Annotated in this window: 25 protein-coding genes and 1 pseudogene; 12 read left to right on the forward strand and 14 right to left on the reverse strand. The window is 60.9% G+C overall.

What is annotated here, in order from left to right:
- Window positions 1–41 precede the first annotated feature (41 nt).
- The 3 genes and pseudogenes from mqo to AC07N4_RS12735 all read right to left on the reverse strand — a co-directional run.
- Complete coding sequence (mqo, locus tag AC07N4_RS12725) at window positions 42–1688, reverse strand: malate dehydrogenase (quinone) (protein ID WP_096822874.1); 1647 nt, start codon at window positions 1686–1688, stop codon at window positions 42–44.
- A 491-nt stretch (window positions 1689–2179) separates the two neighbouring features.
- Complete coding sequence (locus AC07N4_RS12730; RefSeq protein ID WP_371858598.1) at window positions 2180–3043, reverse strand: methyl-accepting chemotaxis protein; 864 nt, start codon at window positions 3041–3043, stop codon at window positions 2180–2182.
- A pseudogene (locus AC07N4_RS12735) lies at window positions 3035–3793 on the reverse strand (MCP four helix bundle domain-containing protein); the annotation flags it as partial. The gene AC07N4_RS12730 and the pseudogene AC07N4_RS12735, both read right to left, overlap by 9 nt.
- A gap of 247 nt (window positions 3794–4040) precedes the next feature.
- Here AC07N4_RS12735 and AC07N4_RS12740 point away from each other — a divergent pair.
- The gene (locus AC07N4_RS12740) at window positions 4041–4355 is read left to right on the forward strand and encodes a DUF2388 domain-containing protein (RefSeq protein WP_096822876.1); all 315 of its coding nucleotides are present in this window, start codon (window positions 4041–4043) and stop codon (window positions 4353–4355) included.
- Window positions 4356–4451: 96 nt separating this feature from the next.
- Window positions 4452–4853, forward strand: a complete 402-nt coding sequence (locus tag AC07N4_RS12745; protein ID WP_085733146.1) for a hypothetical protein — start codon at window positions 4452–4454, stop codon at window positions 4851–4853.
- Here AC07N4_RS12745 and ligD read toward each other — a convergent pair whose 3' ends face one another.
- Together ligD and AC07N4_RS12755 are read right to left on the reverse strand one after the other, a co-directional pair.
- A complete protein-coding gene (ligD, locus tag AC07N4_RS12750) occupies window positions 4854–7373 on the reverse strand; it encodes a DNA ligase D (RefSeq protein ID WP_493066091.1) in 2520 nt (839 codons plus the stop codon).
- Between the two features lie 122 nt (window positions 7374–7495).
- The gene (locus tag AC07N4_RS12755) at window positions 7496–8239 is read right to left on the reverse strand and encodes a tellurite resistance TerB family protein (RefSeq protein WP_096822878.1); all 744 of its coding nucleotides are present in this window, start codon (window positions 8237–8239) and stop codon (window positions 7496–7498) included.
- A gap of 259 nt (window positions 8240–8498) precedes the next feature.
- On the opposite strand from AC07N4_RS12755, the gene pcsA reads away from it, so the two are divergent.
- Window positions 8499–9221, forward strand: a complete 723-nt coding sequence (gene pcsA, locus AC07N4_RS12760; RefSeq protein WP_102619594.1) for a phosphatidylcholine synthase — start codon at window positions 8499–8501, stop codon at window positions 9219–9221.
- Between the two features lie 45 nt (window positions 9222–9266).
- Here the strand turns inward: pcsA and AC07N4_RS12765 are convergent, their stop codons facing one another.
- Window positions 9267–10079 (reverse strand): class I SAM-dependent methyltransferase, encoded by an 813-nt coding sequence (locus AC07N4_RS12765; protein WP_096822880.1) that lies wholly within the window; start codon window positions 10077–10079, stop codon window positions 9267–9269.
- Between the two features lie 33 nt (window positions 10080–10112).
- Complete coding sequence (locus tag AC07N4_RS12770) at window positions 10113–10385, reverse strand: DUF4242 domain-containing protein (protein ID WP_493066251.1); 273 nt, start codon at window positions 10383–10385, stop codon at window positions 10113–10115.
- A gap of 225 nt (window positions 10386–10610) precedes the next feature.
- Between AC07N4_RS12770 and AC07N4_RS12775 the strand changes: the two genes are divergently transcribed.
- Window positions 10611–11072 (forward strand): GNAT family N-acetyltransferase, encoded by a 462-nt coding sequence (locus AC07N4_RS12775; protein ID WP_169429817.1) that lies wholly within the window; start codon window positions 10611–10613, stop codon window positions 11070–11072.
- A gap of 18 nt (window positions 11073–11090) precedes the next feature.
- Here the strand turns inward: AC07N4_RS12775 and AC07N4_RS12780 are convergent, their stop codons facing one another.
- From AC07N4_RS12780 to AC07N4_RS12790, 3 genes are all read right to left on the reverse strand, one after another.
- Window positions 11091–12305, reverse strand: a complete 1215-nt coding sequence (locus AC07N4_RS12780) for a cytochrome c biogenesis protein DipZ (RefSeq protein WP_493066090.1) — start codon at window positions 12303–12305, stop codon at window positions 11091–11093.
- A 78-nt stretch (window positions 12306–12383) separates the two neighbouring features.
- A complete protein-coding gene (locus AC07N4_RS12785; protein WP_102619590.1) occupies window positions 12384–12680 on the reverse strand; it encodes a hypothetical protein in 297 nt (98 codons plus the stop codon).
- 27 nt (window positions 12681–12707) lie between these two features.
- On the reverse strand, window positions 12708–12971 hold the full coding sequence (locus AC07N4_RS12790; protein WP_096822885.1) for a DUF2790 domain-containing protein: 264 nt from the start codon (window positions 12969–12971) through the stop codon (window positions 12708–12710).
- A gap of 306 nt (window positions 12972–13277) precedes the next feature.
- Between AC07N4_RS12790 and AC07N4_RS12795 the strand changes: the two genes are divergently transcribed.
- From AC07N4_RS12795 to AC07N4_RS12810, 4 genes are all read left to right on the forward strand, one after another.
- Window positions 13278–14018 (forward strand): response regulator, encoded by a 741-nt coding sequence (locus tag AC07N4_RS12795; protein WP_085708690.1) that lies wholly within the window; start codon window positions 13278–13280, stop codon window positions 14016–14018.
- Window positions 14015–15322 (forward strand): sensor histidine kinase, encoded by a 1308-nt coding sequence (locus AC07N4_RS12800; protein WP_493066089.1) that lies wholly within the window; start codon window positions 14015–14017, stop codon window positions 15320–15322. Before AC07N4_RS12795 ends, AC07N4_RS12800 begins: the two co-directional genes overlap by 4 nt.
- A 230-nt stretch (window positions 15323–15552) precedes the next feature.
- A complete protein-coding gene (locus AC07N4_RS12805) occupies window positions 15553–17736 on the forward strand; it encodes a hypothetical protein (protein ID WP_493066088.1) in 2184 nt (727 codons plus the stop codon).
- Window positions 17723–18757, forward strand: a complete 1035-nt coding sequence (locus AC07N4_RS12810; protein WP_102619587.1) for an NAD(P)/FAD-dependent oxidoreductase — start codon at window positions 17723–17725, stop codon at window positions 18755–18757. The genes AC07N4_RS12805 and AC07N4_RS12810 overlap by 14 nt, the downstream gene beginning before the upstream one ends.
- 5 nt (window positions 18758–18762) lie before the next feature.
- On the opposite strand, the gene AC07N4_RS12815 is transcribed toward AC07N4_RS12810, so the two are convergent.
- The 3 genes from AC07N4_RS12815 to AC07N4_RS12825 form a co-directional block, all read right to left on the reverse strand.
- Window positions 18763–19512, reverse strand: coding sequence for an HvfC family RiPP maturation protein (locus tag AC07N4_RS12815; protein WP_493066087.1), 750 nt, complete (start codon window positions 19510–19512; stop codon window positions 18763–18765).
- A complete protein-coding gene (locus AC07N4_RS12820) occupies window positions 19505–20344 on the reverse strand; it encodes an HvfB family MNIO-type RiPP peptide maturase (RefSeq protein WP_493066086.1) in 840 nt (279 codons plus the stop codon). The genes AC07N4_RS12815 and AC07N4_RS12820 overlap by 8 nt, the downstream gene beginning before the upstream one ends.
- A gap of 358 nt (window positions 20345–20702) precedes the next feature.
- Window positions 20703–21236 (reverse strand): YjaZ family protein, encoded by a 534-nt coding sequence (locus tag AC07N4_RS12825; protein WP_493066085.1) that lies wholly within the window; start codon window positions 21234–21236, stop codon window positions 20703–20705.
- A 285-nt stretch (window positions 21237–21521) separates the two neighbouring features.
- On the opposite strand from AC07N4_RS12825, the gene AC07N4_RS12830 reads away from it, so the two are divergent.
- The 3 genes from AC07N4_RS12830 to AC07N4_RS12840 all read left to right on the forward strand — a co-directional run bounded on the left by AC07N4_RS12830 (window position 21522) and on the right by AC07N4_RS12840 (window position 23811).
- Window positions 21522–21788: a DUF3077 domain-containing protein gene (locus tag AC07N4_RS12830; RefSeq protein ID WP_493066084.1), complete on the forward strand. Its 267-nt coding sequence runs from the start codon at window positions 21522–21524 to the stop codon at window positions 21786–21788.
- Between the two features lie 53 nt (window positions 21789–21841).
- The gene (locus AC07N4_RS12835; protein WP_096822889.1) at window positions 21842–22888 is read left to right on the forward strand and encodes a class I SAM-dependent methyltransferase; all 1047 of its coding nucleotides are present in this window, start codon (window positions 21842–21844) and stop codon (window positions 22886–22888) included.
- A gap of 80 nt (window positions 22889–22968) precedes the next feature.
- Entirely contained in the window at window positions 22969–23811 is an 843-nt protein-coding gene (locus AC07N4_RS12840; protein ID WP_096822890.1) for an NAD-dependent protein deacetylase, read from the forward strand.
- A gap of 10 nt (window positions 23812–23821) precedes the next feature.
- On the opposite strand, the gene AC07N4_RS12845 is transcribed toward AC07N4_RS12840, so the two are convergent.
- Window positions 23822–24700 carry a LysR family transcriptional regulator gene (locus AC07N4_RS12845; RefSeq protein WP_096822891.1) on the reverse strand — a complete coding sequence of 293 codons (879 nt, stop codon included), beginning with the start codon at window positions 24698–24700 and terminating at the stop codon, window positions 23822–23824.
- A 265-nt stretch (window positions 24701–24965) separates the two neighbouring features.
- On the opposite strand from AC07N4_RS12845, the gene AC07N4_RS12850 reads away from it, so the two are divergent.
- Window positions 24966–25664, forward strand: a complete 699-nt coding sequence (locus AC07N4_RS12850; protein WP_085698663.1) for a CoA transferase subunit A — start codon at window positions 24966–24968, stop codon at window positions 25662–25664.
- The last annotated feature ends 24 nt before the right edge of the window (window positions 25665–25688 follow it).

Raw genomic sequence — 25688 nt, forward strand, 5'->3', positions numbered from 1 at the left:
CCGTCGCCGGTTCAGTGGGCTTTGTGTGTCAGGCGTCTGAATTACAGAGCCATGTCACGTGCAGCGTTTTCTTTCGGAGCTTTAGCCTTGTCAGCCGCTTCTGCCGCCGGAGCTGCAGCCTGGCCAATCACCGGTGGGGTTGGCAGTTGCAGGATCTTGGCGGTGTAAGCCCACTCTTCAGCCACTTTGGCTGGATCGTTGTTCAGCTGGGTGCCGTAGCTTGGAACGATCTGGTGCAGCTTGGCTTGCCATTCAGGGGTAGCGACTTTGTCTTTGAAGACTTTCTGCAGCACGCTCAGCATGATCGGTGCAGCGGTCGATGCGCCTGGCGATGCGCCCAGCAGACCGGCGATGGAGCCGTCTTTCGAAGCAACGATTTCGGTGCCCAGTTTCAGCACGCCGCCAGCGGCTTCATCACGCTTGATGATTTGCACGCGTTGGCCGGCTTGCCACAGGCGCCAGTCTTCGGCTTTGGCGTTCGGGAAGTATTCCTTCAGCGCGTTCAGACGGTCTTCATCCGACAGCATCAGTTGACCGGCCAGGTACTCGACCAGCGGGTATTCCTTGATGCCGACCTTGGTCATAGGCCAGATGTTGTGGGTGGTGGTGCTGGTCAGCAGGTCCAGGTACGAACCTTCCTTCAGGAACTTGGTGCTGAAGGTTGCGAACGGGCCAAACAGGATGACGCGCTTGCCGTCCAGGACACGGGTGTCCAGGTGCGGAACGGACATCGGAGGCGCGCCAACCGAAGCCTTACCGTAGGCCTTGGCCAGGTGCTGCTCGGCGATGGCCGGGTTATCGGTCACCAGGAACGAGCCGCCTACCGGGAAGCCAGCGTATTCCTTGGCTTCTTCGATACCGGACTTCTGCAGCAGGTGCAGAGCACCGCCGCCGGCGCCGATGAACACGAACTTGGCGTCGGTTTCAGTCTTGGTGCCGTCTTTCAGGTTCTTGTAGCTGACGCGCCAGGTGCCATCGGCGTTCTTGGTGATGTCCTGTACTTCGCTCGACAGCTTCATGCTGAAGTTAGGCTTGGTCTGCAGGTAACCGGCGAACTGGCGGGTGATTTCGCCGAAGTTCATGTCGGTACCCAACGGGCTCCAGGTGGCCGCGATTTTCTGGTTCGGGTCACGCCCTTCCATCATCAGCGGAACCCACTTCTTGATCACAGCCGGGTCTTCGGAGTACTGCATGCCGGCGAACAGCGGGCTCGCTTGCAGGGCTTCGTAGCGCTTTTTCAGGAACTTGATGTTGTCATCGCCCCACACGAAGCTCATGTGCGGAGTGGTGTTGATGAACGAGCGAGGGTCCTTCAGGACGCCCTGCTGAACCTGCCAGGCCCAGAACTGACGCGAGACCTGGAACGCTTCGTTGATCTCGACGGCTTTCGGGATCGACACTTTGCCGTTCTCGTCTTCCGGGGTGTAGTTCAGTTCGGCCAGTGCGGAGTGACCAGTACCGGCGTTGTTCCAGCCGTTGGAGCTCTCCAGGGCAACGCCGTCGAGGCGCTCGACCATTTCCATCGACCAGGTCGGTTCCAGCTCATTGATCCACACACCCAGGGTGGTGCTCATGATGCCGCCGCCGATCAGCAGAACGTCGACTTTCTTTGCTTCTTCGGCATTGGCAGACGACATCCCCATCGCCAAAGCCAGCCCCAGCAAGGCTGTGTTCACTTTTTTAAACATCTGTTGCACCTATGATAAAACGCCTTCCGCCCGCCGCTGTTGTACGTATGAGTTCCCCTTGTTCGCGACACTCAGGCCAGCGTCGCGGGTTCCGGCACACTTCAATTTTGACGGGTGGGCACACAAGGCCGACAGGCTGCGTCGACCTCAGTTATATGTCCCTTCTGAACTGACTTCTTATCATTATTGGCTTCAGCTACTTGAGCGACAGGGGTTCGGTCGGCCCGCCGAAAAGCGCGCCGGACTGAATTAGGTCAAACCAAGTGGGGCGAAGAATATCACGTCAGGACAAACCCGCGCGTCTGTTCCCGACTCGATAGTCTTTATCCGTTCAAGGACTTATCGGCTGCCAGCGGCCGAACATGACCCCCATCAGCGGCTCTGGCCTGAGCCTTTCAGCCGTTTGACCGCCCCTTCCAATCCAGAATCCTGACGCTCCCTTGTTACAAATAGGGTTCCCGGCACCGCCCGACTGCGCTCTCCAGAAACCTTCACAACCGAAACCGATCCACCGACTGCGCCAGCCTACCCGCCAGGCTCGACAACTCATCTGTCGTATTCGCCGTCTCGCCGATCACTTTGCTATTGCCTTCCGACATGCCCGCGATCATCTCAACCTGATGGGCAATTTCGTTGCTGGCCTGGCTCTGTTCGCCGATGGTGCGGGTGATGTCGTTGACCAGTTGCGTGGTGTTCAGGGTAGCTTCGAGGATTTCGCGGATAGCGCGTTCGACGTCGGCGGTGACCGCCATGCCCTTGTCGACCTGAGCCACACCTGCTTCCATGCTGCTGACCGCTTCGCGCGTGCTGTTCTGGATGCGGGCGACCATTGCGGCGATTTCCTGGGTTGAAGCGCTGGTGCGGGCGGCCAGGCTGCGCACTTCATCGGCGACCACTGCAAACCCCCTGCCCTGTTCACCCGCCCTGGCTGCTTCGATAGCCGCGTTGAGCGCCAGCAGGTTGGTCTGGTCGGCGATGCTCTTGATCACCTGAATGATGTTGAAGATGCCTTCGGACTCCTGATCCAGCGTGCGGATCACCTGCGCCGATTGCTGGGCGGAACGGGCGATGTCGTCCATGTCGCTGACCACCTGATGGATCACCTGACCGCCGTTTTTCGCCAGTGACTCGGCCTGACTGGCCATGTTCAGCGCCCGTTCGGCGTGGCGGGTGATCTCCTCGATGCTGGCGGTCATCTGGCTGGCGGCGGCGGCCATGGTGCCGGCGGCGGTACTTTGCTGCTGGCTGCTGTCGGCCACCTGATGGCAGCCGTGGCTCAGTTGCTCGCTCATGCCGCTGACGCCGTGGGCATTGCGGCGTACCACGTCGATCATGTCGCGCAGATCCCGCTGCATGGTCGCCAGCGTGCGGATCAGCACGCTGGCCTCGTCCTTGCCCGCAGGCTCGGCGATCGGCTCGCTGAGGTTGCCATGGGCAATGCTTTCAGCAATGCGGCTGGCGGCTTTCAATGGCCCGGTGATGCTCAGGATCACCCAGCGCCCCTGCACCAACAGCAGCAACAGGCTGGCAATCAACACGACACCAAGGGCGATATTGGCGTTGCGGATCGCCGCTTCGGTGCCCTGGCTGGTCTGCCGGGTATTGGTTTCGATCAGTTCGCTCAGGGACGCCATCTGCTCTTCGAGCTGGCTGAACGCGGCGCTGAACGTGCCGAGTTCGTGTTGCGCCGTGTCCGGGTTGTCCAGCGCCAGCCCGACAATCCGCTCGCCGGCGTTGATGTAAGTGTCGAGATTTGGCCGGATCTGCTCCAGCGCGGCCCGGATCGTGGCGTCGAGCGGCAGTTTCAGGTTCTCGCCCAGTACCTCACGAAAATGCGCGGCGTGTTCTTCGACGGAACTGCGCACCTCGTCCGCCGTGCTGGTGCTTTTGCCCAACCCTACGAGCATCGCCGAATAGACGTCGGCGCGCAGGGCGTCGTGCATCATGTCGGCTTCCATGTGGTTGCGCAGCGCGCTCATGCTGACCGCGTTGTCACTGACCGCCGAAGCCATCCGCTGGTTGCCGACGTAACTGACCAGGCTCACGATCAGCGCCGTCAACAGACTGGTCGCAATCAGCAACACCAAACGCAGTTTGATCGACACGGTAATTTTCTCCCTGGTCGCGCCGCACAGCGCTTTCAAAGCTTCAGTTAAGCCTATTTCCGCGAACCCGCCGGGTTAGAGCGTCTCAACGTGTGTCGTCACATCCGGTAAAAAAGAACACTGTGCGGCAGTTCTCGGTTTGCAGCCCCGACAACTTGTTCCCGCCCATGGAACTCCCGAGCCACGCGGCACCTCTCACATTATGTGGAACTTCCTTTTCGCTTTACGCTGCTGGAGGAACACCGTCATGCGTCGTTTATTACTCGTTTCGTCTCTTGTGCTGTGCCTGCCCTTTGGATCGGCCTTCGCCCGTGTGGATGCGGGAGATGTCGCCACATCGGCGGGTGTTTCAGCGTCGCTGTACTCCACCTTCAAGGATCACAAAATGGTGATTCCGGCCCGTGACGACCTGTCCGCCTTCGTCGCCAGCGGCGGTGCCATTCGTGGCGTGTATCTGGAGTCGGTGCTGCAACAGGTTCGCCAGGACAACCCCGGCCTGAATGCCAGCGATGAAGAGCTGGCCAACGCCATCCTGGTTCATTACGAAGGCTTGTCGCAGTAAGCCGTACGCTCGACGTCGCCAGCTCTGCACTCTGCCGATGGACGGCAGGCGGGCGACCATGGGCAAAACCGTCGAACGGCCTCTATGATGGAGGCCATGACGATTTCCGCCCCGATCCGCTCCCCCTGCCCTCCCGGTGTCTGCGACTGCGGGCGCGATCCGCTGCTGGAAAATCCTGGCGCAGATATACGCATCCTGTTGCTGACCCGGCAGGAGGAAAAACGCCTCCTCGATCGTCTGGAAAACCTGCAAAGCCTGGCCGATCTCGAACGCCTGCAAGGCCGGATGTTCGAGCAGTTGGGTATTCGCGTGGAAATCGCCCCCGGTGACAACGTGGTCAAGACCATGCTCGGGATCGATATCAGGATCGATGAACTGCCGGGCCTCTGCCGCAAGACAAAACAATCCATTCCGGCCGCCATCCGCCGTGGCCTGAAAAAACATCCGGAAGTCGCCTACCAATTGCTCAACGCCCACGACTTGCTGCGCGACACCTGATCATTTTTTCATGCCGACCCGTTTGCGCATCTCGGCCGTGATGCTTTGCCGGGTTTTCTTCATGTCCGCCCAAGGCTCATCGCCGACATCCGCCAGTCGTTCGTGGACGTTATGAATATTCCACTGATTGCCGCCCTTGATCGTCTTCACTTCATCGATAAACAGCGGCACCGACACCGGCAACCCTTCGCGGGTGCGCACCGCGTAGGCGCAAATGGTGGTGGCACCGAGACCGTTGCGCAGGTAATCGATAAAGATCCGCCCCACCCGGTTCTTCGGCCCGGACACCGCTGAAAACCGTTCCGGCAACAGCTTGGCCATGTGGCTGACGATGGCATGGCTGAAATCCTTGACCTCGTCCCAGCCGTGCTTGCGGATCAACGGCACCACCAGATGAATGCCTTTGCCGCCGCTGGTCTTGAGGAATGCCCGCAAACCCAGTTCATCCAGCACGGTCAGAGTCAGGGCGGTGGCCTCGACCATGCTTTTCCAAGGCAATGCAGGATCCGGGTCGAGGTCGAGGACGAAGCGGTCGGGTTTCTCCAGATCCGCCGTGGTGGCGTTCCAGGTGTGCAGTTCGACGGTACTCATCTGCACCGCGCCGACCAGCGCTTCGGCATTGTTGATCAACATGACCGGTTGCCCGGTGACGTCCTTGTCCAGCGTGCGGATGCCCGGGATCGCAAGGTGTTCGGCGTTTTTCTGGAAGAACAGTTCGCCGGCAATGCCATCCGGCGCCCGCACCAGTGCCACGGGGCGATCCTTGAGTTGCGGCAGGATCCACTCGGCGACGCTGGCGTAATACTCGGCGAGTTGCATCTTGGTGGTGCCGCTGCTGGCGTCGATCACCCGGTCAGGGTGAGTGATGCGCACCTTGCCGCTGGCCAGGCCGGGTTCTGATTCAGACTGTTTCACCGTTTTGGCCCTCTCTTGGGTGATGTCCCGGGCCGGTTTGTCCTCACGCACGCCATGAAACACCGCATGGCGCACCGAACCGTCCTGAGTCATCTCGGCAAACGCGACTTCCGCCAACAGGCTCGGTTTCAGCCAGTGCACGCCTTGGGCCTCGAAGCCACTCGGCGGGTTGACCACGGCCGGTTTCTTCGCCCGCAAGGGCTTCAACTGCGCAAGCAGGTTTTTCAACGTGGCCTCATTGAAACCGGTGCCGACCTTGCCGGCATAACGCAATTCACCGCTGTCGCGATCGTGCAGACCCAGCAACAACGCACCAAACGCACTGCGCGAACCCTTCGGATCGGTGTAGCCGACAATCACGAATTCCTGACGATGCTTGCACTTGAGCTTGATCCAGTCACTGCTGCGCCGCGACACGTACGGCGAGCCGAGACGCTTGCCGATCAGGCCTTCCATCTGCATCTGGCAGGCGCTGTTGAGCAACGCTTCCGGGGTTTCGTCGAAGGCTTCGGAGAAGCGCAATAGTGGATCCTTGTGCGCCTTCAATACCGTGGCCAGCGCCGCGCGCCGCTCTTCGACCGGTACTTCGCGAAGATCGACGCCGTTGAGGTAAGGCAGATCGAACAGGTAATAAATGATGTTCGCGCTGCGGCTGGCTTCGAACGCGTTCTGCAGCGCCTGAAAATCCGGAACACCCGCCTCGTCGGCGACGACCATTTCACCGTCAAGCCAGGCCGATTCCAGCCCCAGCGCGGCGAGCGCCTGGACTTGCTCCGGCAGTTTGTACGTCCAGTCATGACCGTTACGGGTGAACAACTGCACGTCGTCATGATCGATGCGCGCCATGATCCGGTAGCCGTCGAACTTGATTTCGTAGCTCCAGTCTCCCGCCGGCGCACTGTCCACCAACGTGGCCAGTTGCGGTTTCAACTGCGCGGGAATCCGGGCCTTGTGTGCGCCAACAAGTTTTCCTGAGGCTGGCTTGCGCGCTGGCTTTTTGAGCGGTTTGACTTGTCTGGCGTCGAGCCTGGGTTTGTCGACCAAGGTACGCTCGCTGAGCACGCTGTCCGGCTCGGCGACCAGCACGTCGTAATCGCTTTGCGGCCGGGCGGCGCTGTCCTGATGCTTGATCAGAAACCATTGCTCCTGCTTGCCCGGCATGTGAGTGCGCACCAGATTCCACACCCCGCCAAGCTTCTCGCCTTGCAGTTCGAACTTGAGTTTGCCCTTGGCGTAGGCCTTCTGCGGGTCTTCCAGCGGGATCCACACGCCGCGATCCCAAACGATTACGTCCCCGGCGCCGTAATGGCCCTCGGGAATATTGCCTTCGAAGGTCGCGTAATCCAGCGGATGGTCTTCGACATGCACCGCCAGCCGCTTGACCGTGGGGTCCAGCGACGGGCCTTTGGGCACCGCCCAGCTTTTGAGCGCACCGTCGAGTTCCAGGCGAAAGTCATAATGCAGGTGCGACGCGTCGTGCTTCTGGATGCAGAACTGCAACGCGTGATCGGCATCAGCCTTCTTGCCCCGCCGCTTGACCGCCGCCGGTTCAGAGGTTGCCGAGAAGTCGCGCATGCGGTTGTAGTCGTCGAGGTTCCTGTTCATGGCGGCTCCGGCTGCAATCGGGTCCTGTTATGCAGAAGAGCGACGCTGGCGGAGAAAAATTCAATCGGCATAAAAAAGCCCCGGACGGATGGAAACGTCCGGGGCTTGGGTGATGACGTGTTTCAGGCTGTGCCTTTGGCCTGCTGCTCCAGATGCACCTGCAATTCGGGATCGATCTGCAATGCCGCCGCCAGCTCATCCAGGTAATTGCGCTCGGCGTCCTGCTGGTCATCCACCAGCATCACGCTGGCGATGTACATTTCGGCGGCCACCGCCGGATCGTTGTTGGCGGCTTGCGCGACTTCGCTGGCATCAAGCGGTTTGGCGACTTCAGCGTCGAGCCATTGCTGCAGGTTCGGGTCGTCGGTGTGGCGGCCGATTTCGCTGCTGATCAGGTGTTTTTCCGAATCGTCGATCCGGCCATCAGCCTTGGCCGCTGCGATCAGCGCACGCAGCACGGCGTGACTGTGTTCCTCGACTTGCGGGCCGGCCAACAGGTCTGCGGTCTGCGGTGTTTGTTGCGGCGCCGCCGATGCCTGACTGCGCTGCCAGGCCTGATACGCCTGGAACGCCATCATGCCCAGCGAAGCCAGTGCCGCGTAGTTGGTGCCGCCGGAACGACTCTGCGTACCGCCGCCAAGCGCCCCGCCACCCAAGGCTCCGCCACCGAGCAATCCGCCGAGCAGCCCACCCAGGCCACCCAATCCACCGGCAGGCGAACCGCCGCCGCTGTTACCGCCGCCGCCCAGCAGGCCACCCAGCAAACCGCCGAGCCCGCCCAGGCCATCGCCGGCCGAAGCGCCACTTTGTTGTCCCGCCGAGGCCTGGCCTCGCAGCAGTTGTTCGAGCAAATCACTGGTGTTCATGACATCGTCCTCAGGCAAAGGCGTAACAGCGTCAGGCAACGATAGACCTCCGCACGCGTTGCGCCAGCACCGTTTGGCTGACGCTGCTGCGGGGAAGCGATTTCGGCGTCGAAAAATTTTCCCGGCCAGCTAAGATTCATGAAGGGTGAACCTTATCCCGGCCCGACCGGTCGATAGCTGCAAACCCGACCCGGTTGGCCGCCACCCTTGTCAATCAAGCGTGATACCCGGCTCGCTTCACTTTCTGGAGAACGCCCCTGTGATATCGACCGTCCACATCGCCAGGCTCAAGGCCTGGGGCGCCCATGGTTTCACCGCGACTGGCGTGGTCACTGCCTTTCTGGCCACCCTCGCCCTGCTGGAAAACCAGCCGACCCACTGCCTGATGTGGCTGGGTGTGGCGCTGATCGTCGACGGACTCGACGGCGCGCTGGCGCGCAAGGTCAATGTGCAGTCGGTGCTGCCGAGTTTCGACGGATCGATCCTCGATCTGGTGATCGATTACCTGACCTACGTATTCATTCCGGCACTGTTCATCTATCGCTACATTCCGCTGCCCGACTACACGCTGCTGCTGACGGTGTCGCTGATTCTGGTGTCGTCGCTGTTCTGCTTCTGCAACGTCAACATGAAGAGCAAGGACAACTACTTCGTCGGCTTCCCCGCCGCCTGGAACGTGGTTGCGCTGTGCCTTTACATCATCGGCCCGGGGCCGTGGCTCACCTTCCTGACCGTGATCGGCCTGGCCTTGCTGACTATCACCCGGATGAAATTCCTGCACCCGTTCCGCGTGCGGCGCTTCATGCCGATCAATATCGCGGTGACGGCGATCTGGTTGCTGTGCAGTCTGTCGCTGGTGATCAACCACCCGGTGATCAATCCACTGGTGATGGGCCTGTGGTTGCTGGCGTCGGCGTACTTTCTCGGCATCTGCATCTGGCGCACGGCGTTGGAGTGGTTTGATGCTTCGCACCTGAAATAGAAATCCCGTGGGAGCGAGCAGGCTCGCTCCCACACGGGTTTGCGCTCAGCGTTTGGTAATCACCACCTCCAGATATTCACTGGGCACCACCATCGACTCCGGTCCTGCCCGGTTCAACCCGTCGATCAATTGCGTCAGATCTCCTTCCAGCGCCTGCCCGCTCTCCGGCGGCAACGCCGCGAACGCCTTGTGCACCGGCCCGTACCAGTGGCGGAAGATGTCGATGAAATGCGCCGCCGAGCGATAGCGGAAGTTGAAGTGACGACGAGTCACCTGCACCTGGAACTGGCGATCATCGAACTGCGAATGCAACCAGGCTTCCGCGCCCCAGTTCGACGGAGGCTGGGCACCGGGTGGCGGTGGCAAATGGCGGCCAAGGGTCTTGAACATCTGGCCGACGAAGCCTTCCGGCGTCCAGTTGGCCAGACCGATCCGCCCGCCACGGCGGCAGACGCGCGCCAACTCCTTCGCAGCCTTGGTCTGATCCGGTGCGAACATCACACCGAAAGTCGACAGCACCGCATCGAAACTGGAATCGGCGAATGGCAGCGCTTCGGCGTCGGCCACCTGAAAGGTCACGTCCAGGTGTTCGGCTCGCGCCCGGTCCTGGCCGCGTTCCAGCAGCGCCGCGACATAGTCGGTGGACGTCACCAGACAACCACGGCGTGCCGCCGCCAGCGTGGCATTGCCATTGCCGGCGGCGACGTCCAGCACTTCTTCGTCGCAACGCAGGTCGCAGGCTTCGGCAAGGGTTTCGCCGACGATCTGCAGGGTGGTGCCGATCACGGCGTAGTCGCCGCTGGCCCAGGCGACTTTCTGGCGTTCCTTCAGGGCAGTGAGATCAACGGGGGTACTCATGAACAGGTGCTCCACGACAGGTTGGATCAGGCGTCACTCGGCGGTCGTCGGGTCGATGATGGTCGTCACCCGGGACACGCTGTTGGCCGGGAATCCCCCTTGCCGGGCGTGTTCGCGCACCAGCTCTTCGTTGGGTGCGATGTACACGCAGTAAATCTTGTCGGCAGTGACGTAACTCTGCAGCCACTGCACCTCCGGCCCGAGTTCACGCAGCACGTTGCAGGACGTTTTCGACACTGCTTTGAGTTCTTGCTCCGACAGCTTTCCGGCCCCTGGAATCGCGCGTTCAATCACGAATTTCGGCATGGCAACCTCGCTTTTCTTATGTGTGACAGGGTTCACATCACCCTGCTCCACCACTATCGCGCCGAGGCCGCCCGGCGTCCCCTCCAATCGTCTAAAGAGCCCGTAAACCGGGCTTTCGCCGATGAATGGCGGGATTTTGTAAAGGTCCCGAAACACTGCCGGGGGTTGCCAATGCGCGAGCGGATCGGCTCTCATGCGCTCCCGACCCGAGAACGGAATCCGACCATGTCCTTGCGCCTCGAATGGCTCGCCGACCACATGCAGCACAGCGACACTTACGCCGAGTGGATCCACCGCCAGTTTCACTACGAATATGCCCATCAACCATTGGCCGAATGGCAGCGGGAATTTGCCGAAGGGCAAACCAATGGTGATTGGCGCTGCCTGATCGCACTGGACGGCGAGCGCTTGCTGGGTGGCGCGGCACTGGCTCGTGCAGATCTTGCGCAACGACCGGATCTGGAGCCTTGGCTGGCCTGCGTGCTGGTCAGCCCCGAATCTCGCGGTCAGGGGCTGGCAGAAAAGTTGATCGAAGGGATTGCCGAGCAAGCAAAGAAACAAGGCCTGCCGCGTTTCTACCTGCATACGCAAAACAAACAGGACTACTACGCAAAACGCGGCTGGACAGTGCTGGAGCGTTTTCAGGCCTGGGACAACGAACAATGGCTCATGGTGCGCGACCTGTAAGCCATTGATGTTCGCGGTTCAGGCTGCTGGCGCCTTGGCCTCTTTCAGCAGCTGTTGAATCATCTGCTCCTGCGCTTCATAACGCCCCTCGCCAAAGTGGGTGTAACGCACCTGGCCCTTGGCGTCGATCAGGTAGTGCGCCGGCCAGTACTGATTGTCGAAGTTGCGCCAGATCGCGTAGTTGTTGTCGATGGCCACCGGGTAGGTGATGCCGAGTTTCTTCACCTGATCCTTGACGTTGTCGATGATCCGCTCGTAACCGTATTCCGGGGTGTGCACGCCAATCACCACAAGGCCGTCCTTGCCGTACTTTTTCTCCCAGTCCTTCACGTATGGCAGCGTGTGCTGGCAGTTGATGCAGTCGTAAGTCCAGAAGTCCACCAGCACCACTTTGCCACGCAGGGATTCGGCGCTCAGTTCCGGTGAGTTCAGCCATTGCACTGCGCCGGTCAGAGACGGCATCGCGCCTTTGCCCTGCTCCTCCGCCGTCGAGTCCGCCCGCACTTTGCTGATGAAGTAGTCGACCACTTTCGGCGCGTTTTCCAATACGTTTTTCTCGACGCTGGCGACACCTTCGGATGACGTGCCGGCCAGCAGGGTTTTATCCGCACCGGTGGAAATCACGGCGGCTGCCGCTAACACCGCAACACCCGCCCCGCGCCGGAACCAGCCAGTGAACGGGATCGACGGTTTCAACCGGTTGACCAGGCCGCGACCGGCGAAGATCAGCGTCCCCAGCGACAACGCACTGCCCGCACCGTAGGCCAGCAGCAACAGGCTGGTCTGCGCATTGGCACCTTGCAGCATGGCGCCGGTGAGGATCACGCCGAGGATCGGACCGGCACACGGCGCCCACAGCAACCCCGTGGCAACGCCGATCATGATCGAGCCCATGGGGCCGGCCTTCTGGCGGGTGTCCGGATCGAGACAATTACCCAGCAGTACAAATGGCCGTGCCAACCAGTCACCGATACGCGCGGAAATCAGCGACAGCGCGAACAGCACCATCACCACCAGGGCGATGTGCCGACCGGTGTTGTTGGCCTGAATCACCCACTCGCTGCTGACCACCGCCAGGCTGGAAATCGCCGCGAAGGTCAGGGCCATGCCGCCGAGGGTCAGCAGGATCGAAGAACGGCTGCGGTCGACGCCCGCAAACAGGAACGGCACCACCGGCAGGATGCAGGGGCTGAGGACAGTCAACAGACCGCCCAGGAAAGCGATAAGGAACATGAGGTTCACCTCTTGAAGGATGGGCGGTCTGCCGATAAAACAGGTGTCTGCCGATGACCGACAGACACGCTCGGGGGCTTAAGCGGTCTGGCTGTCCAGCCATTGGCTCTGCGGGGTTCGGCTGGCGCCGTTTTCGGCCACCGTCTGGCCTTGCGGGGTATGGCTGGAGCCGTCTGCCGCGACCATCTGGCCCTGCGGCGTGTGGCTGGCGCCGTCGGCGGCGATCAAGGCATCACTGCCCTGCTTGGCCACCGGGCTCAGTTGAAAGCAGGTGCTGCCGGCGCAGCTATTCTGTTCGACGGCACTGTTGGCGTGCGCCGCAACACCGGCAAACGAGAAGGCAATGGCGGTCAAGAAACGCGATACGTTGTTCATGGCGGTCTTCCTTTAATTGGGGGCGGATCAGTTCTGGTTGTCGCAGCCGTCGGCGAATTTGCTGTAGTCGAGAACGCGGGTCTGACCGGCCGAATCGAGGTAAGTCATGCGGGCGTCGACGATGCCGCAGGTCATCGATTTGTCCTCTTTCATCGAGATCACTTTCTGGATGTCCAGATGCGTGCCGTAGGTGTAGGTTTGCGGAGCGGCAACCGCTTCGGCGCGGGCCGACAGGGTGCAGATGTTCAGGGCAGCAAACAGGCAGGCGGCGATTACGGATTTGTTGTTCATGGCGATTTCCTCAAGGCTTCAATGGGTAGGTCGTTGATTGAGCCGAGGCGCTGTGGTGTGCCTCGATGGAGCTCATTTAAGGCTCGCGAGGTATCCCGTCTGTGTCGGGAAACGGCAGGTATAAATCGCTACGTATCTCGCCCGCCGGGGGATACACAGCGATACAAAACCCTGAAAAAATCGTGTTTTTGCGTCCCCGTGTATCCGTCGTTGCGCCGGATACACTGCAATACAAAGGCAGGCAGGCGAGCCCGCGCGGGCTCTATAGACTGCGAGACATTCCCCCCTTGATAGAGGTTTGGCTCCATGGATCATGTCGATCACATTCTCATCGTCGACGACGACCGCGAGATTCGCGAACTGGTTGGCAATTACCTGAAGAAGAATGGTCTGCGCACCACCGTGGTCGCCGATGGCCGGCAGATGCGCAGTTTCCTGGAAGCCAACACCGTCGACCTGATCGTGCTCGACATCATGATGCCGGGCGATGACGGCCTGCTGCTGTGCCGCGAATTGCGCGCCGGCAAACACAAGGCCACGCCGGTCCTGATGCTCACCGCCCGCAATGACGAAACCGACCGCATCATCGGCCTGGAAATGGGCGCCGACGACTACCTGACCAAGCCTTTCGCCGCCCGTGAACTGCTGGCACGGATCAACGCGGTGCTGCGCCGTACACGGATGCTGCCGCCCAATCTGGTGGTCACCGAAAGCGGTCGCTTGCTGGCGTTCGGTCGCTGGCAGCTCGACACCTCGGCCCGGCATCTGCTGGACACCGACGGCACCATGGTCGCCCTGAGCGGTGCGGAATATCGCTTGCTGCGGGTGTTCCTCGATCATCCGCAACGGGTGTTGAGCCGCGATCAGTTGCTCAACCTGACCCAGGGCCGCGACGCCGATCTGTTCGACCGCTCCATCGATCTGCTGGTCAGCCGTTTGCGCCAGCGCCTGCTGGACGACGCCCGCGAACCGGCCTACATCAAGACCGTGCGCAGTGAAGGTTATGTGTTCTCGCTACCGGTAGAAATCCTCGGAGCCCCCGCATGACGTTTGCCCTGCACTGGCCGCGTACCCTGGCCTCACGGTTGTCGCTGATTTTCCTGATCGGTTTGCTGTTGGCGCAGGCGCTGTCGTTCGGTGCGCAGTATTACGAGCGCTATGAAAGCGCGAAGAACACCATGCTCGGCAACCTGGAAACCGACGTCTCGACCTCGATCGCGATCCTCGACCGCCTGCCCGCCGACGAACGCCCGATGTGGCTCGAACGCCTGGCCCGGAACAACTACGGTTACCTGCTGAGCGAAGGCGAACCGGGCACGCCGATCGGCCCGGGCGACGTGCCGATTGCCGTCACCTCGATCACCGATGCCATCGGCGAAGCCTACCCGCTGACCTTCACCGATATTCCCGGGCCGAAAAAGCACTTTCAGGGCCACCTGCGCTTGAGCGACGGCAGCCCGGTGACCATCGACGTGCGACCTTCGATGGTGCCGCTGTCGCCGTGGTTACCCGTGGTGCTGCTCGGACAACTGGCGCTGATGATCGCCTGCACCTGGCTGGCAGTTCGCATCGCCATTCGCCCGCTCACCCGCCTGGCCAACGCGGTGGAAACCCTCGACCCCAACGCCCATCCGATCAATCTGGACGAAAAAGGCCCGAACGAAGTGGCCTACGCCGCCCGTGCGTTCAACACCATGCAGGCGCGGATCGCCGCGTACCTGAAGGAACGCATGCAATTGCTGGCGGCGATTTCCCACGACCTGCAAACCCCGATCACCCGGATGAAACTGCGCGCGGAGTTCATGGACGATTCGGCGGAAAAGGACAAACTGTGGAACGATCTCGGCGAGATGGAGCATCTGGTGCGTGAAGGCGTGGCCTATGCGCGCAGCATCCACGGTTCGACCGAAGAAAGTCGGCGCACCAATCTGGATTCATTCCTCGACAGCCTGGTGTTCGACTATCAGGACATGGGCAAAGAAGTGCAATTGAGCGGCAAGAGCGATGCCGTCATCGACACCCGTCCCCACGCCTTGCGCCGGGTGCTGGTCAACCTGACCGACAACGCGCTGAAGTTCGCCGGCGCTGCCGAACTGTACGTCGAGCGCAAAAGCACCGAACTGTCGATCAAAGTCATGGATCGCGGGCCGGGCATCGCCGAAGAAGAACTGGCCCAGGTGATGGAGCCGTTCTACCGCGTGGAAAACTCACGCAACCGCAGCACGGGTGGCACCGGCCTGGGGCTGGCGATTGCCCAGCAACTGGCGATGGCGCTGGGTGGTTCGCTGAATCTGAGCAACCGTGACGGTGGCGGGTTGTGTGCGGAGCTGAAGTTACCGCTTCATTCGTGATGGCTGTTTAAGCGACGCCGGCCTGCGGGTGTCCGGGATGACATCGCGCGAAGTCGACGGCTACATTCTTCTCGGAAATGGCCGACTGTTATTGCCCGGTGTCGAACTCTATCGTTTGGTTTCCACCGCCGCGATGAGCACCGTTGGTCGCGACTGTAAGTTCTGACAGTCGCGATCGCCAACTGATTGATGTGCGATGGCCCCTCGTACAACCGTACCATGGAGCACGCATGAATCTGCTCGAATCCGTAACCCGAACCTGTCAGCGATTGGCTCCAGGTGGCTGGCATTCGCTGTTGCTGGCGCACGGCCTGGATATTCTGGCGCCTTCACTGAAGGCAGAATTGCTCAAACCACTGATCATCGACCGGACGCTCACCGGTTTCGAGGACTTTTGCCCTGACGGCAACCGCGCCATCGAGCCTGCCCTGCCCGCACAAAGCCTGCTCTACCACGCGCTCGCTTCACCGCAAGTCACGGCTGACGAGACCGGGCAGCCTCTAGGGATTTTTCCTACCCATGCCGAAATCGAGGCGGTTCTGAACTACGTGTTCGGCATCCAGCCACCCACGCTCAACGACCTGCTGCAACAGGCTCAAGGTGCACCACTGTCGGTGGCGGTGTTCGCCAGCGAGTACCGCTGCGCCATCGACACGGTCCACGGCCAGCATGCCGATCTGTGTTTCTCCCGCACCGGGATCGCCCGAACAGGCACCGCAGGCGCCCGCTATGACGAACGACTGCGGTGTTTCCTGCCCTTCGTCGACGATGATGTCCACGGGATTCGGGTGATGCCGGTGCATTACAGCGCCTACCTTGCGGTGCAACTGAAAGGCGATGACCAACGATTCGGGCCTATGGACTTTCAGTCAGGGCTGGATGACGGGCTGGATTTCCAAGTGCCCTTGCACAAGCTCTTCAGTGGAGCGGAGTGCCTGCATGGGCTGGATCTGACCCTGACGCTGGATAACTACCAGATCAACGAAAAGATCCGTCATGTCCACTTGCGCCACAGCGGCACCGGCTGGCAAGAGCCAGAGATATCCGAGCATCCATTCATCATCACCAAGGACCTTGCAGGTTGGGCAACGCAGCCTGACCTGGGACCGGGAATTCTTTCTCCTGAGCCCAAGCCGCATCTGGTCGAGCTGGCTCATTACAAGGGGCAACCACTGTCTTTCATGATGCCGGCCAACACCGGCGGCATGGTCCATGGCCGGCACAAGGTGAGAGACGATGGCCAGATCGAGGATCTGAATGATCGCGAGGGAGTTGCCGAACTGGTCAAGCAAGGTGGCTATCGTGCACTGCACTATCAGGATGGCACCGCTGACGGTTTTGTCCGGGCTATCTGCCCACCCCTGACAGACAACCTGCCTTCGAAGGCTGTCTATTCGGTCATCGGCGCCACGGATTACTTTACGTTTTGCAATCCGCGCCGGCTCCTGCACTGGGTGAAAGAGGAACCTGCCTTCTCCAGCCCCGACATCTGGCATGCGCGGCTGGAAGCCTTATCGAATGTGCGCTATTGCGCGAACCTGAGTTTGAAAGATCAGCCCTTCACGCCTGAGGATCGCGGGATCACGGCCATTGTGGCGCTGCCGCGCAAGCCGAAACCGCGTCCGGCCCCCGGAACCTGGCACCCCTCGCCCCCTCGCCCGTCTTCATTGCCGGACGCTGCCGCCGGGGTCTTCGGCCCAGGCTGGGAGGTGGGCTGGGTTCGCTTGCCAGGTCCGAACGGAACCTGGATCAATGCGCTGGCCGGTTATCAGATGGCCAGCCCCTTTTGTGAAGACAAGCGCATCTGTGCCGCGCTCGGTTCCTACTGGCCAGGCGTTGCACCGGACTCCACCCGCACCTTCGAGCCACGCGACAGCCTGCACACCATCATCCCGCTGACCGATGCGGAAACCGGTCAGGGTGATGTGGCCTGGGACAGTCATCCTGCCCCGCAGGTGATACTCGACCAAGGCAAGACCTTCGTCCGTTACCACGCCTACGAGTACAGCGACTACACGGGCACGGCCCTTGCCAACGGGTTTTCGCTGAGTCTGACCGGCCAGATCACCCAACAGGCGTATCAGGACCGCGTACTCTCGATGTACCGCGTTTACACCGTGCTTGGACCCGGCGACAACCCTGCCCTGCGCAACTATTGGCCATTGCTGTCTTTTTTCCTGGTGCAACGTCCCGATGCAGAACTCGACATCGCTCAGCAACAATCCGGTGTGACGTTGAACGGATGGGTGCATCGCTACCAGATGTACAGGCGCGGCAAAGTGATCCAGCCGGCCGCCAATTTCAAGTGGCGGGATGTTGAGGTCGAGGAACAAGTGAGCCTCCTGGTCAGCGCCAAAGTCATGCTGATCAAGTACGGCAACGCTGCCTGGCAGCTCGCACTTGAATCGGTTTGACGTGCTGGTGATCGGCGCCGGCCCCGCAGGCTGCGCGGCGGCGATCGGCTGTGCGCAGCGCGGCTTGCGGGTTGCGCTGATCGAGCAGCAACGATTTCCCAGATTCCGCCCCGGAGAAAGTCTGCACCCCGGCATCGAACCGTTGCTGGAACAGCTTGGCGTGGCTGAACAACTGTGTAACCACCATGCCTTGCGTTTCGAGGGACACTGGGTCCAGTGGAATGGTCCGCTGCAGTTCATCGGATTTGGTGGCGATGACAACGGCCCCTGGCGCGGCTTTCAGATCTCCAGGGCCAAACTGGATGCGGCGCTGCTGCAACAGGCTGCTGTTCTCGGTGTCACGGTGTACCAGCCATGCCGCGCGCAACAGGTACTCATGCGGGACGATCGCGTGATCGGCGTGAACACCGACGCCGGCCTGCTGTTTGCTCCCTACCTGATCGATGGCAGTGGTGGACCGGGATGGTTGAGTCGAAAACGACAGATCGCAGTTCGACACTACTCGCCGCCGTTGGTGGCCTGTTTCGGATATCACGAGGGCAGTCTGCCCCCCGATGAAAAGGCACCTCGATTGTCAGCCGATCCTGATGGCTGGACCTGGCTCGCGCAGGTTGAGCAGCAGCGGCTGCACTGGGCGCGCCTGACTTTCGAAAAGCAGAAGTACTCTCCAGAGATGATTCCCGAGCGTCTGCGAACACTGCCACGATCGGCTCCGATTCGCGGCGCCGACGTCACTTGGCGCCTCTGCACGGCGCCCGCCGGGCCAGGTTATTTCATGGTTGGCGATGCCGCCAGCCTGCTCGACCCTGCCTCGTCACATGGCGTACTCAAAGCGTTGATGACGGGCATGCAGGCGGCAAAAACCGTGTACGACTGTCTCCGGCAACCGGCATGGCAAGGTGCCGCGCGCCAGCAATACAGCCAATGGGTGAACGAGTGGTTCGAGCGAGACTCGGCACAACTGCGCAATTTCTACAGCCTGCATCCCCATCCACCCGAATGGCTGTTACGCGATAGCTGAACCGACTACACCACGCCCAGCACACCGTCTGCATGCATCTGCCGCAACAACGCCAACCCGCTGTCCATGAACGACGCAGTTCCCGGCAACCCTGCCTCCATCGCCAGCCCTTCCAGTTGCTCACGACCGTTCAACGCAGGGAACTCGCCAATGCGCTGCAACAACCGCCAGGCCAACGGGCTCAGCTCGGAAAACTTCACACCGAAATCCACCGCACGCCGCACCAGCAACAAGGTTGGCTGGGCCGGTGGTGTAGACGGTTGATGATCCGAACTGAGGACTTGCACCGGCCACGCATACGCCAATGGCCACGCCAGCGCCGAAACCTGCAATGGCCGCTCCACCAGCAACGCGGGATCACTTGCCGACAATGGCTCGGCGTCGGACTGCTGCAACACCATTTCCACCCACTCGTAATGCGCCAGCTCCACCAGAAACGCCGGCCACTCGCCCGCGCTCAATACGGCGGGTTCCGAGGCGAGATAACCGACAAACTCCTCGGCGATCTCACCGAATTTCGGCGTCTGCGCGCGGTAGTCCCGCAGAAAGCCGCGAATCAGTGTGCGCCAGCGCTGATCGCCGATGATCCGGATCAGCACGGGAAAGGTCCCACCCAACAGTTGCGAGACATTGTTGAACACCAGGTCGCGATAAACGTTGACCCGCGCCGCGTTCATGGCGGCCGGGGGCGCCTCGTTCTCGGGATCGCGCAGGTAGCGAGTCAGGGCCCGTTGTTGCTGCTCAAGGTTATCCACGTTGGCCTCCCTGATTCTGCAAGCGGCGAATGGTCTGTAACTCCGCCACCAACTCGGAGAAGGTCGGGAAGTTGAAGTCGCGCTCGAGCAGGGTCGGCTGGGCGTCAAAGCGTGCATAGGCGTCCGCCAGCAGCGACCAGACCACAGGTTTCACCGACGCGCCGTGGGTGTCGATCTTCAGCGTGTCGGACTCGTCGAAATGCCCGGCCACGTGCATCCCGACCACCCGCCCCGACTCGATCCCGGTCAGAAACGTCTGCGGATCGAAACCGTGGTTGATCGAGTTGACGTAGACGTTATTGACGTCCAGCAGCAGGTCGCAATCGGCCTCGCGCAGCACAGCGTTGGTGAAGGTCACCTCGTCCATGTCCTGACGGGGCGCGGCGTAATAGGAAACGTTTTCCACTGCCAGACGCCGGCCGAGGATGTCCTGGGCCTGACGAATCCGCGCAGCCACGTGGCGCACGGCTTCTTCGGTAAACGGCAATGGCAGCAGATCATAGAGATGGCCGTCGTCGCTGCAATAGCTCAAGTGTTCGCTGTACAGCGGCACGTTGTAATGATCGAGAAACACCCGGACTTCCCGGAGAAATTCGACATCCAGCGGCGCCGACCCGCCGAGCGACAACGACAAGCCGTGACAGGACAACGGATAACGCTCGGCCAGTTCACGCAGCGCGGCACCGTGGGCACCGCCGACGCCGATCCAGTTTTCCGGGGCGACTTCGAGAAAGTCGAAATCGCCGGTGCGGGCGGCTTGAAGATCTTTCATCAAGCCGCGACGCAGGCCGAGCCCGACGCTGGCCTGCAAGGTGGGGTGGGGAGTCTGCATGGGCAAGTTCTCTGCAAAAGAGCCGCCGGGCGTGGCGACTGACAGACTCAGTTAAACCGGTGGGTGTATCGCCGCTGTGTGGGCAATGCGCGGGAAATGGCGAGTTTTGTATCGGCGGCGAGCCTGTACACAATGTGATACAGAACCCGCTGACTTCTTCGTGAACGACGAGTTACTAATTCATTGACGTATCCGCCAGTTTTCGTTAGCTTTGCCCCATCGAAGCGACTGACCAGATGAGATTGAGCGCTTCCCAGCAGCGAGAGCTGTAACCGCGCAAGGCGGTTCGTAAGTGGTGTCTGGATCTGCTTTACCGAATCGAAAATGGCGCCTTTGGCGCCTTTTTTCGTTTCTGGTGTCAGCGTTTGGTGGAGGTCGGTTGACGAAGGTAGACCTTACCGCACAGCAGCATAAATCCCATTTTCCCGAACAGCCTGGGCGGCTTTTCAGTCTGGTGGTAAGCGCTTTCCACGACCAGATTGAGATCTTGCTGCTTCTCTTCGGCAGCGCGACGCAACTCAAAAAAGACATGGTAGGGCCCGCTCGGATCCTCAATCATGATGGAGTACGCCCAGTTTCGCATCGCCGCCGTTTCACTAACTTTCGCCTGGGGATGATTCAATCCCTTGATCACTGGCGGCAGTGACAGTGAAAGGCGGTAACGGGTCATGCAAAAGCTACGCTGCCGCTGGGCATGGTCGAACAGGATTGGCTCCCCAGCCGGATGTAAGTCTTGATCGTATCCCTTGCTGAAACAATGATTCGAAAAAGTGACATGCACGCGTAAATCACGCTTCGCCAATTGACTCTGAATCGTGAACGTAAAGGGTTCGAGATGAGAAAGGTTGTACGTTGATCCGTCTATGCACAGCGGTGGAAAGTAGGCGGTCAATTCGCTCTCCGTTGCATCCAATGCATCATTTCATTTCTGCGCTTCGGCTCGCGTGCACCATCGGTGAGTAACCCGGCAGACGACAGAGTTCATGGCTTTTAGCGGGGATGATTTCTCGGCGGATTCGATCAGCCTGTGCGAGGAAGTGACTTCGGACTTCACAGATAAACAAAGACTTCAGCACTCAAAAGTCCTTGCCTCGACCGAGTCGATTAAGAATATGGGATAGAGTCACGTCGAAGTTGTAGGCAAAATCTGCGTGTTGCGTGAGGAAGTGCGCCTATCGTGCTTTTCAGCAGGCGTCGTCTTGCTGGCCTCTCTTTCAGCGCTGGCGTCCCTGTCAAAAAAGCGCTGGAACAGGCTTCCGATCTGCTGGGCCTTGTTAAAGCGTATCCACGCACCGTCGCGACATACAACGATACAAGCCTCGAAATCCACGCAGCCCGCTCCCACCGGCGCCAACAGCGGCTAGACTCAAACATTACCCAGTCGAGGGGGACGCAGGCCGCTATCGGCGCCCTGCCCGTTTCCACGACCACCGCCCGGTGGTGAATGCCTCGACCCCCAACACCACCGGACTGTGATCCTTAACAGGAGCACATGACATGGACGAGGCCAGACTCAACGAGTTCATGGGCAAACTGGTCAACGACATGGGCGGCGCGGCGATGCTGGCCAATGTCATCGTCGGCGAAGAACTTGGCTTGTACAAAGCCATGGCCGACAGCCAACCGATCTCCCCGGAAACCCTCGCCGAAAAAACCGCCTGCAACTCCCGGCTGGTCCGCGAATGGCTGAGCGCCCACGCGGCGTCCGGCTACATGGAACACCTGGACGGCAAATTCCGCCTGCCGGAAGAACAGGCGATGGCCCTGGCCAAGGAAGATTCGCCGGTCTACGTGGCCGGTGGGCTCGGCGTAGTGGCGTCGTTTTTCCACGACAAGGACAAACTGGTCAAAGCCATGCGCGGCAATGGCGCCCTGCCCTGGGGTGATCACCATCCGTGCATGTTCACCGGCACTGAACGGTTCTTCCGCCCCGGCTACAAAGGACACTTGATTGCCGAATGGCTGCCGGCGCTGGAGGGCGTTGTGGCCAAACTCGAAGAAGGCGCCAAGGTCGCCGATGTCGGCTGTGGTCATGGCGCTTCCACGGTGATCATGGCCCAAGCCTATCCCAACTCGCGTTTCGTCGGATTCGACTACCACGCACCTTCGGTCACCGTTGCCACCCAGCGTGCTGAAGAAGGCGGCGTCAGCAGCCGCGCGAAGTTTTTCCAGGGCACGGCGAAAAGCTTTCCCGGCGACGACTACGACCTGATCTGCTACTTCGACTGCCTGCACGACATGGGCGACCCGGTCGGCGCGGCGCGACATGCCTACGATTGTCTGAAGGACGACGGCACCGTGTTGCTGGTTGAGCCCTTTGCCAACGACACGCTGGACGACAATATCAACCCGGTCGGGCGGCTTTTCTATGCAGCATCGACGTTCATTTGCACACCGAACTCGCTGTCCCAGGAAGTGGGCCTGGGGCTCGGTGCGCAGGCTGGCGAGATGCGCTTGCGCAAAGTGTTCAGCGAAGCCGGGTTCAAGCAGTTCCGGCGGGCGACGCAGACGCCGTTCAACCTGATTCTGGAGGCTCGCAAGTAAACGTCGGCACCGGGCGCCTCTTTAAGAGGCGCCCGACAGTGCTAACCTGCAAGGCACTCACAGCCTGCGGAGCGCTGACCATGCTCGACCGCCCCCTCCACGAACATCTCGATTACCTGCAACAGGCCATGGCCGACGGCGATTTCGTGGTGCTGACCGGCGCCGGGATCAGCACGCCGTCGGGCATCCCGGACTACCGCGATACCAACGGCGTGCGCCGGGGCCGACAGCCGATGATGTATCAGGAGTTTCTGTCGGCACCCGAATCACGCCGCCGCTACTGGGCCCGGGCGATGCTCGGCTGGCCCCGTGTGCGTCAGGCGCAACCGAACGCGGCTCATGAAGCACTGGCCAGCCTGCAAAGCCACGGCCGGATCGGCGGCCTGATCACCCAGAATGTCGACACCTTGCACGATCAGGCCGGCAGCCACGACGTCATCGAACTGCACGGCAGCCTGCATCGGGTGTTGTGCCTGGATTGCGGTCAGCGCAGCGAGCGGGACTCGATTCAGCAATTGATGGAAACGCAGAACCCGTACCTGGCGGGTGTCGACGCCGTGCAGGCGCCGGACGGCGATACCCTGCTCGACCCGGCCTTCGAGGCACGTTTCCAGGTGCCGCATTGTCCGCATTGCGAAGGCGAACGGATGAAGCCGGACGTGGTGTTTTTTGGCGAGAACGTGGCGCAACCGACGGCGGCTCGGGCCATGGCGGCAGCGGAAAATGCGGCCGGGATGCTGGTGGTTGGCTCGTCGTTGATGGCGTATTCGGCGTTTCGCCTGTGCCGGGTGATTGCGGATCGGGGCAAGCCGCTGATTGCGATCAACCTGGGGAAGACGCGAGCGGATGAGTTGCTGGATTTGAAGATTGAAGCGTCCTGCGAACAGCTATTGCCACTTCTGACACAACGCCTGACTTCGTGACCTCCGAAGGTCAGTGTTCAGCCTTGAGAATGTCAAAAAGCGCCTGCGCCGCCGCCGACAACTCATTCCCGGAATCCGTCAACACGCCAATCGCCCGCTCCACCACCGGTTCATGCAACGTGAGACACCGCGCGCCCAGCTCACGCATCTGCTCGGCGCACAACGCCGGCACCGCACTGACACCCAGCCCGCTGGCGACCATTCGCCCGACCGTCGCCAGTTGATGGCTTTCAAACTCCACCGGCAGTTTCATGCCCCGGGCCTGCAAGTGTTCCTCAAGCATTACCCGCACCGTGGACGGTCGTTGCAGGGTAATGAACGGTTCCTGCAGCAAGGTCTGCCAGTCGATGTCGGTGCGCTGGGCCAGCGGCGAATCCTGTGGCACCACCGCGACGAAGCGATCCCTGTAAAGCGGCGTGAAGGTCAGCGACGTGTTCTGCATCGGCTCGAACGCCACGCCGAGTTCGACCTGACGATCGCGGACCATTTCCAGCACTTGCTCGTTGATCACGTCGTTGACCGTCACGTTGACGTTCGGATAGCGCGCACGGAAGGTCTTGAGGATCGGCGGCAGCAGGTTGCCGGCAAACGACGGCATCGCCGCCAGCGTCACTCGCCCCCGTTGCAGGCTGAAGCGCTGGCGCATTTCGTCTTCGGCGTTGTCCCAGTCGGCGATCAGACGCCGGGCCAGCGGCAGCAGCGATTCCCCTTCAGGGGTCAGCGCCACGTTGCGCGTATTGCGGCTGAACAGACGCCCGCCCAGCCCCTCCTCCAGCGCCTTGATGGTGAGGCTCAGCGCCGATTGCGACAGGTGCAGACGCTCACAGGCCACGGCAAAGCTCAGGCTCTGGGCCACGGCGAGAAAGGCGCGCATCTGCTTGATGGTCATAACGCTATGCTTCCATATCAGCATTTTGATCGTTCCCACGCTCTGCGTGGGAATGCCTCCGGGGACGCTCTGCGTCCAGTGACGCGGAGCGTCACGGGCTGCGTTCCCACGCAGGAGCGTGGGAACGATCAAAACAAAGGGTGGTCATTTGATGAGCTTTATCAATCAATCAACCTTAAAAATCAACTTAACAAATATATCCCCCGGCGAGACACTCCAACCATTCGGCTAGCCAGCCGCCCGACAAACAATAAAAGAGGTGCATATGGCAGGTTTCGACAAGCGCGTGTATTCCTACGAGGAAGCCATGGCAGGCCTTGAAGACGGCATGACCGTGATCGCCGGCGGCTTCGGCCTGTGCGGCATTCCGGAAAACCTGATCGCCGAGATCAAGCGCAAAGGCACCCGCGACCTCACCGTCGTCTCCAACAACTGCGGCGTCGATGGTTTCGGCCTCGGCGTGCTGCTGACCGATCGCCAGATCAGAAAAGTGGTCGCCTCCTACGTGGGCGAAAACAAACTGTTCGAAGAGCAACTGCTCAAAGGCGACATCGAAGTCGTCCTGACCCCGCAAGGCACCCTCGCCGAAAAAATGCGCGCAGGCGGTGCCGGCATCCCTGCGTTTTTCACCGCCACCGGCGTCGGCACCCCGGTCGCCGAAGGCAAGGAAGTGCGTGAGTTCCACGGTCGCAAGTACCTGATGGAAGAGTCCATCACCGGTGACTTCGCCATCGTCAAAGGCTGGAAAGCCGACCACTTCGGCAACGTCATCTACCGCCACACCGCCCAGAACTTCAACCCGCTGGCCGCCACCGCCGGCAAGATCACCGTGGTCGAAGTCGAAGAAATCGTCGAACCCGGCGAACTGGATCCGGCACACATCCACACGCCCGGCATCTACGTCGACCGGGTCATTTGCGGCACGTTCGAAAAACGTATCGAACAACGCACCATCCGCAAATAATCCAGGCTGACGGAGAACAAGAAC

The organism is Pseudomonas sp. GW821-FHT09E04, from assembly GCF_059416185.1.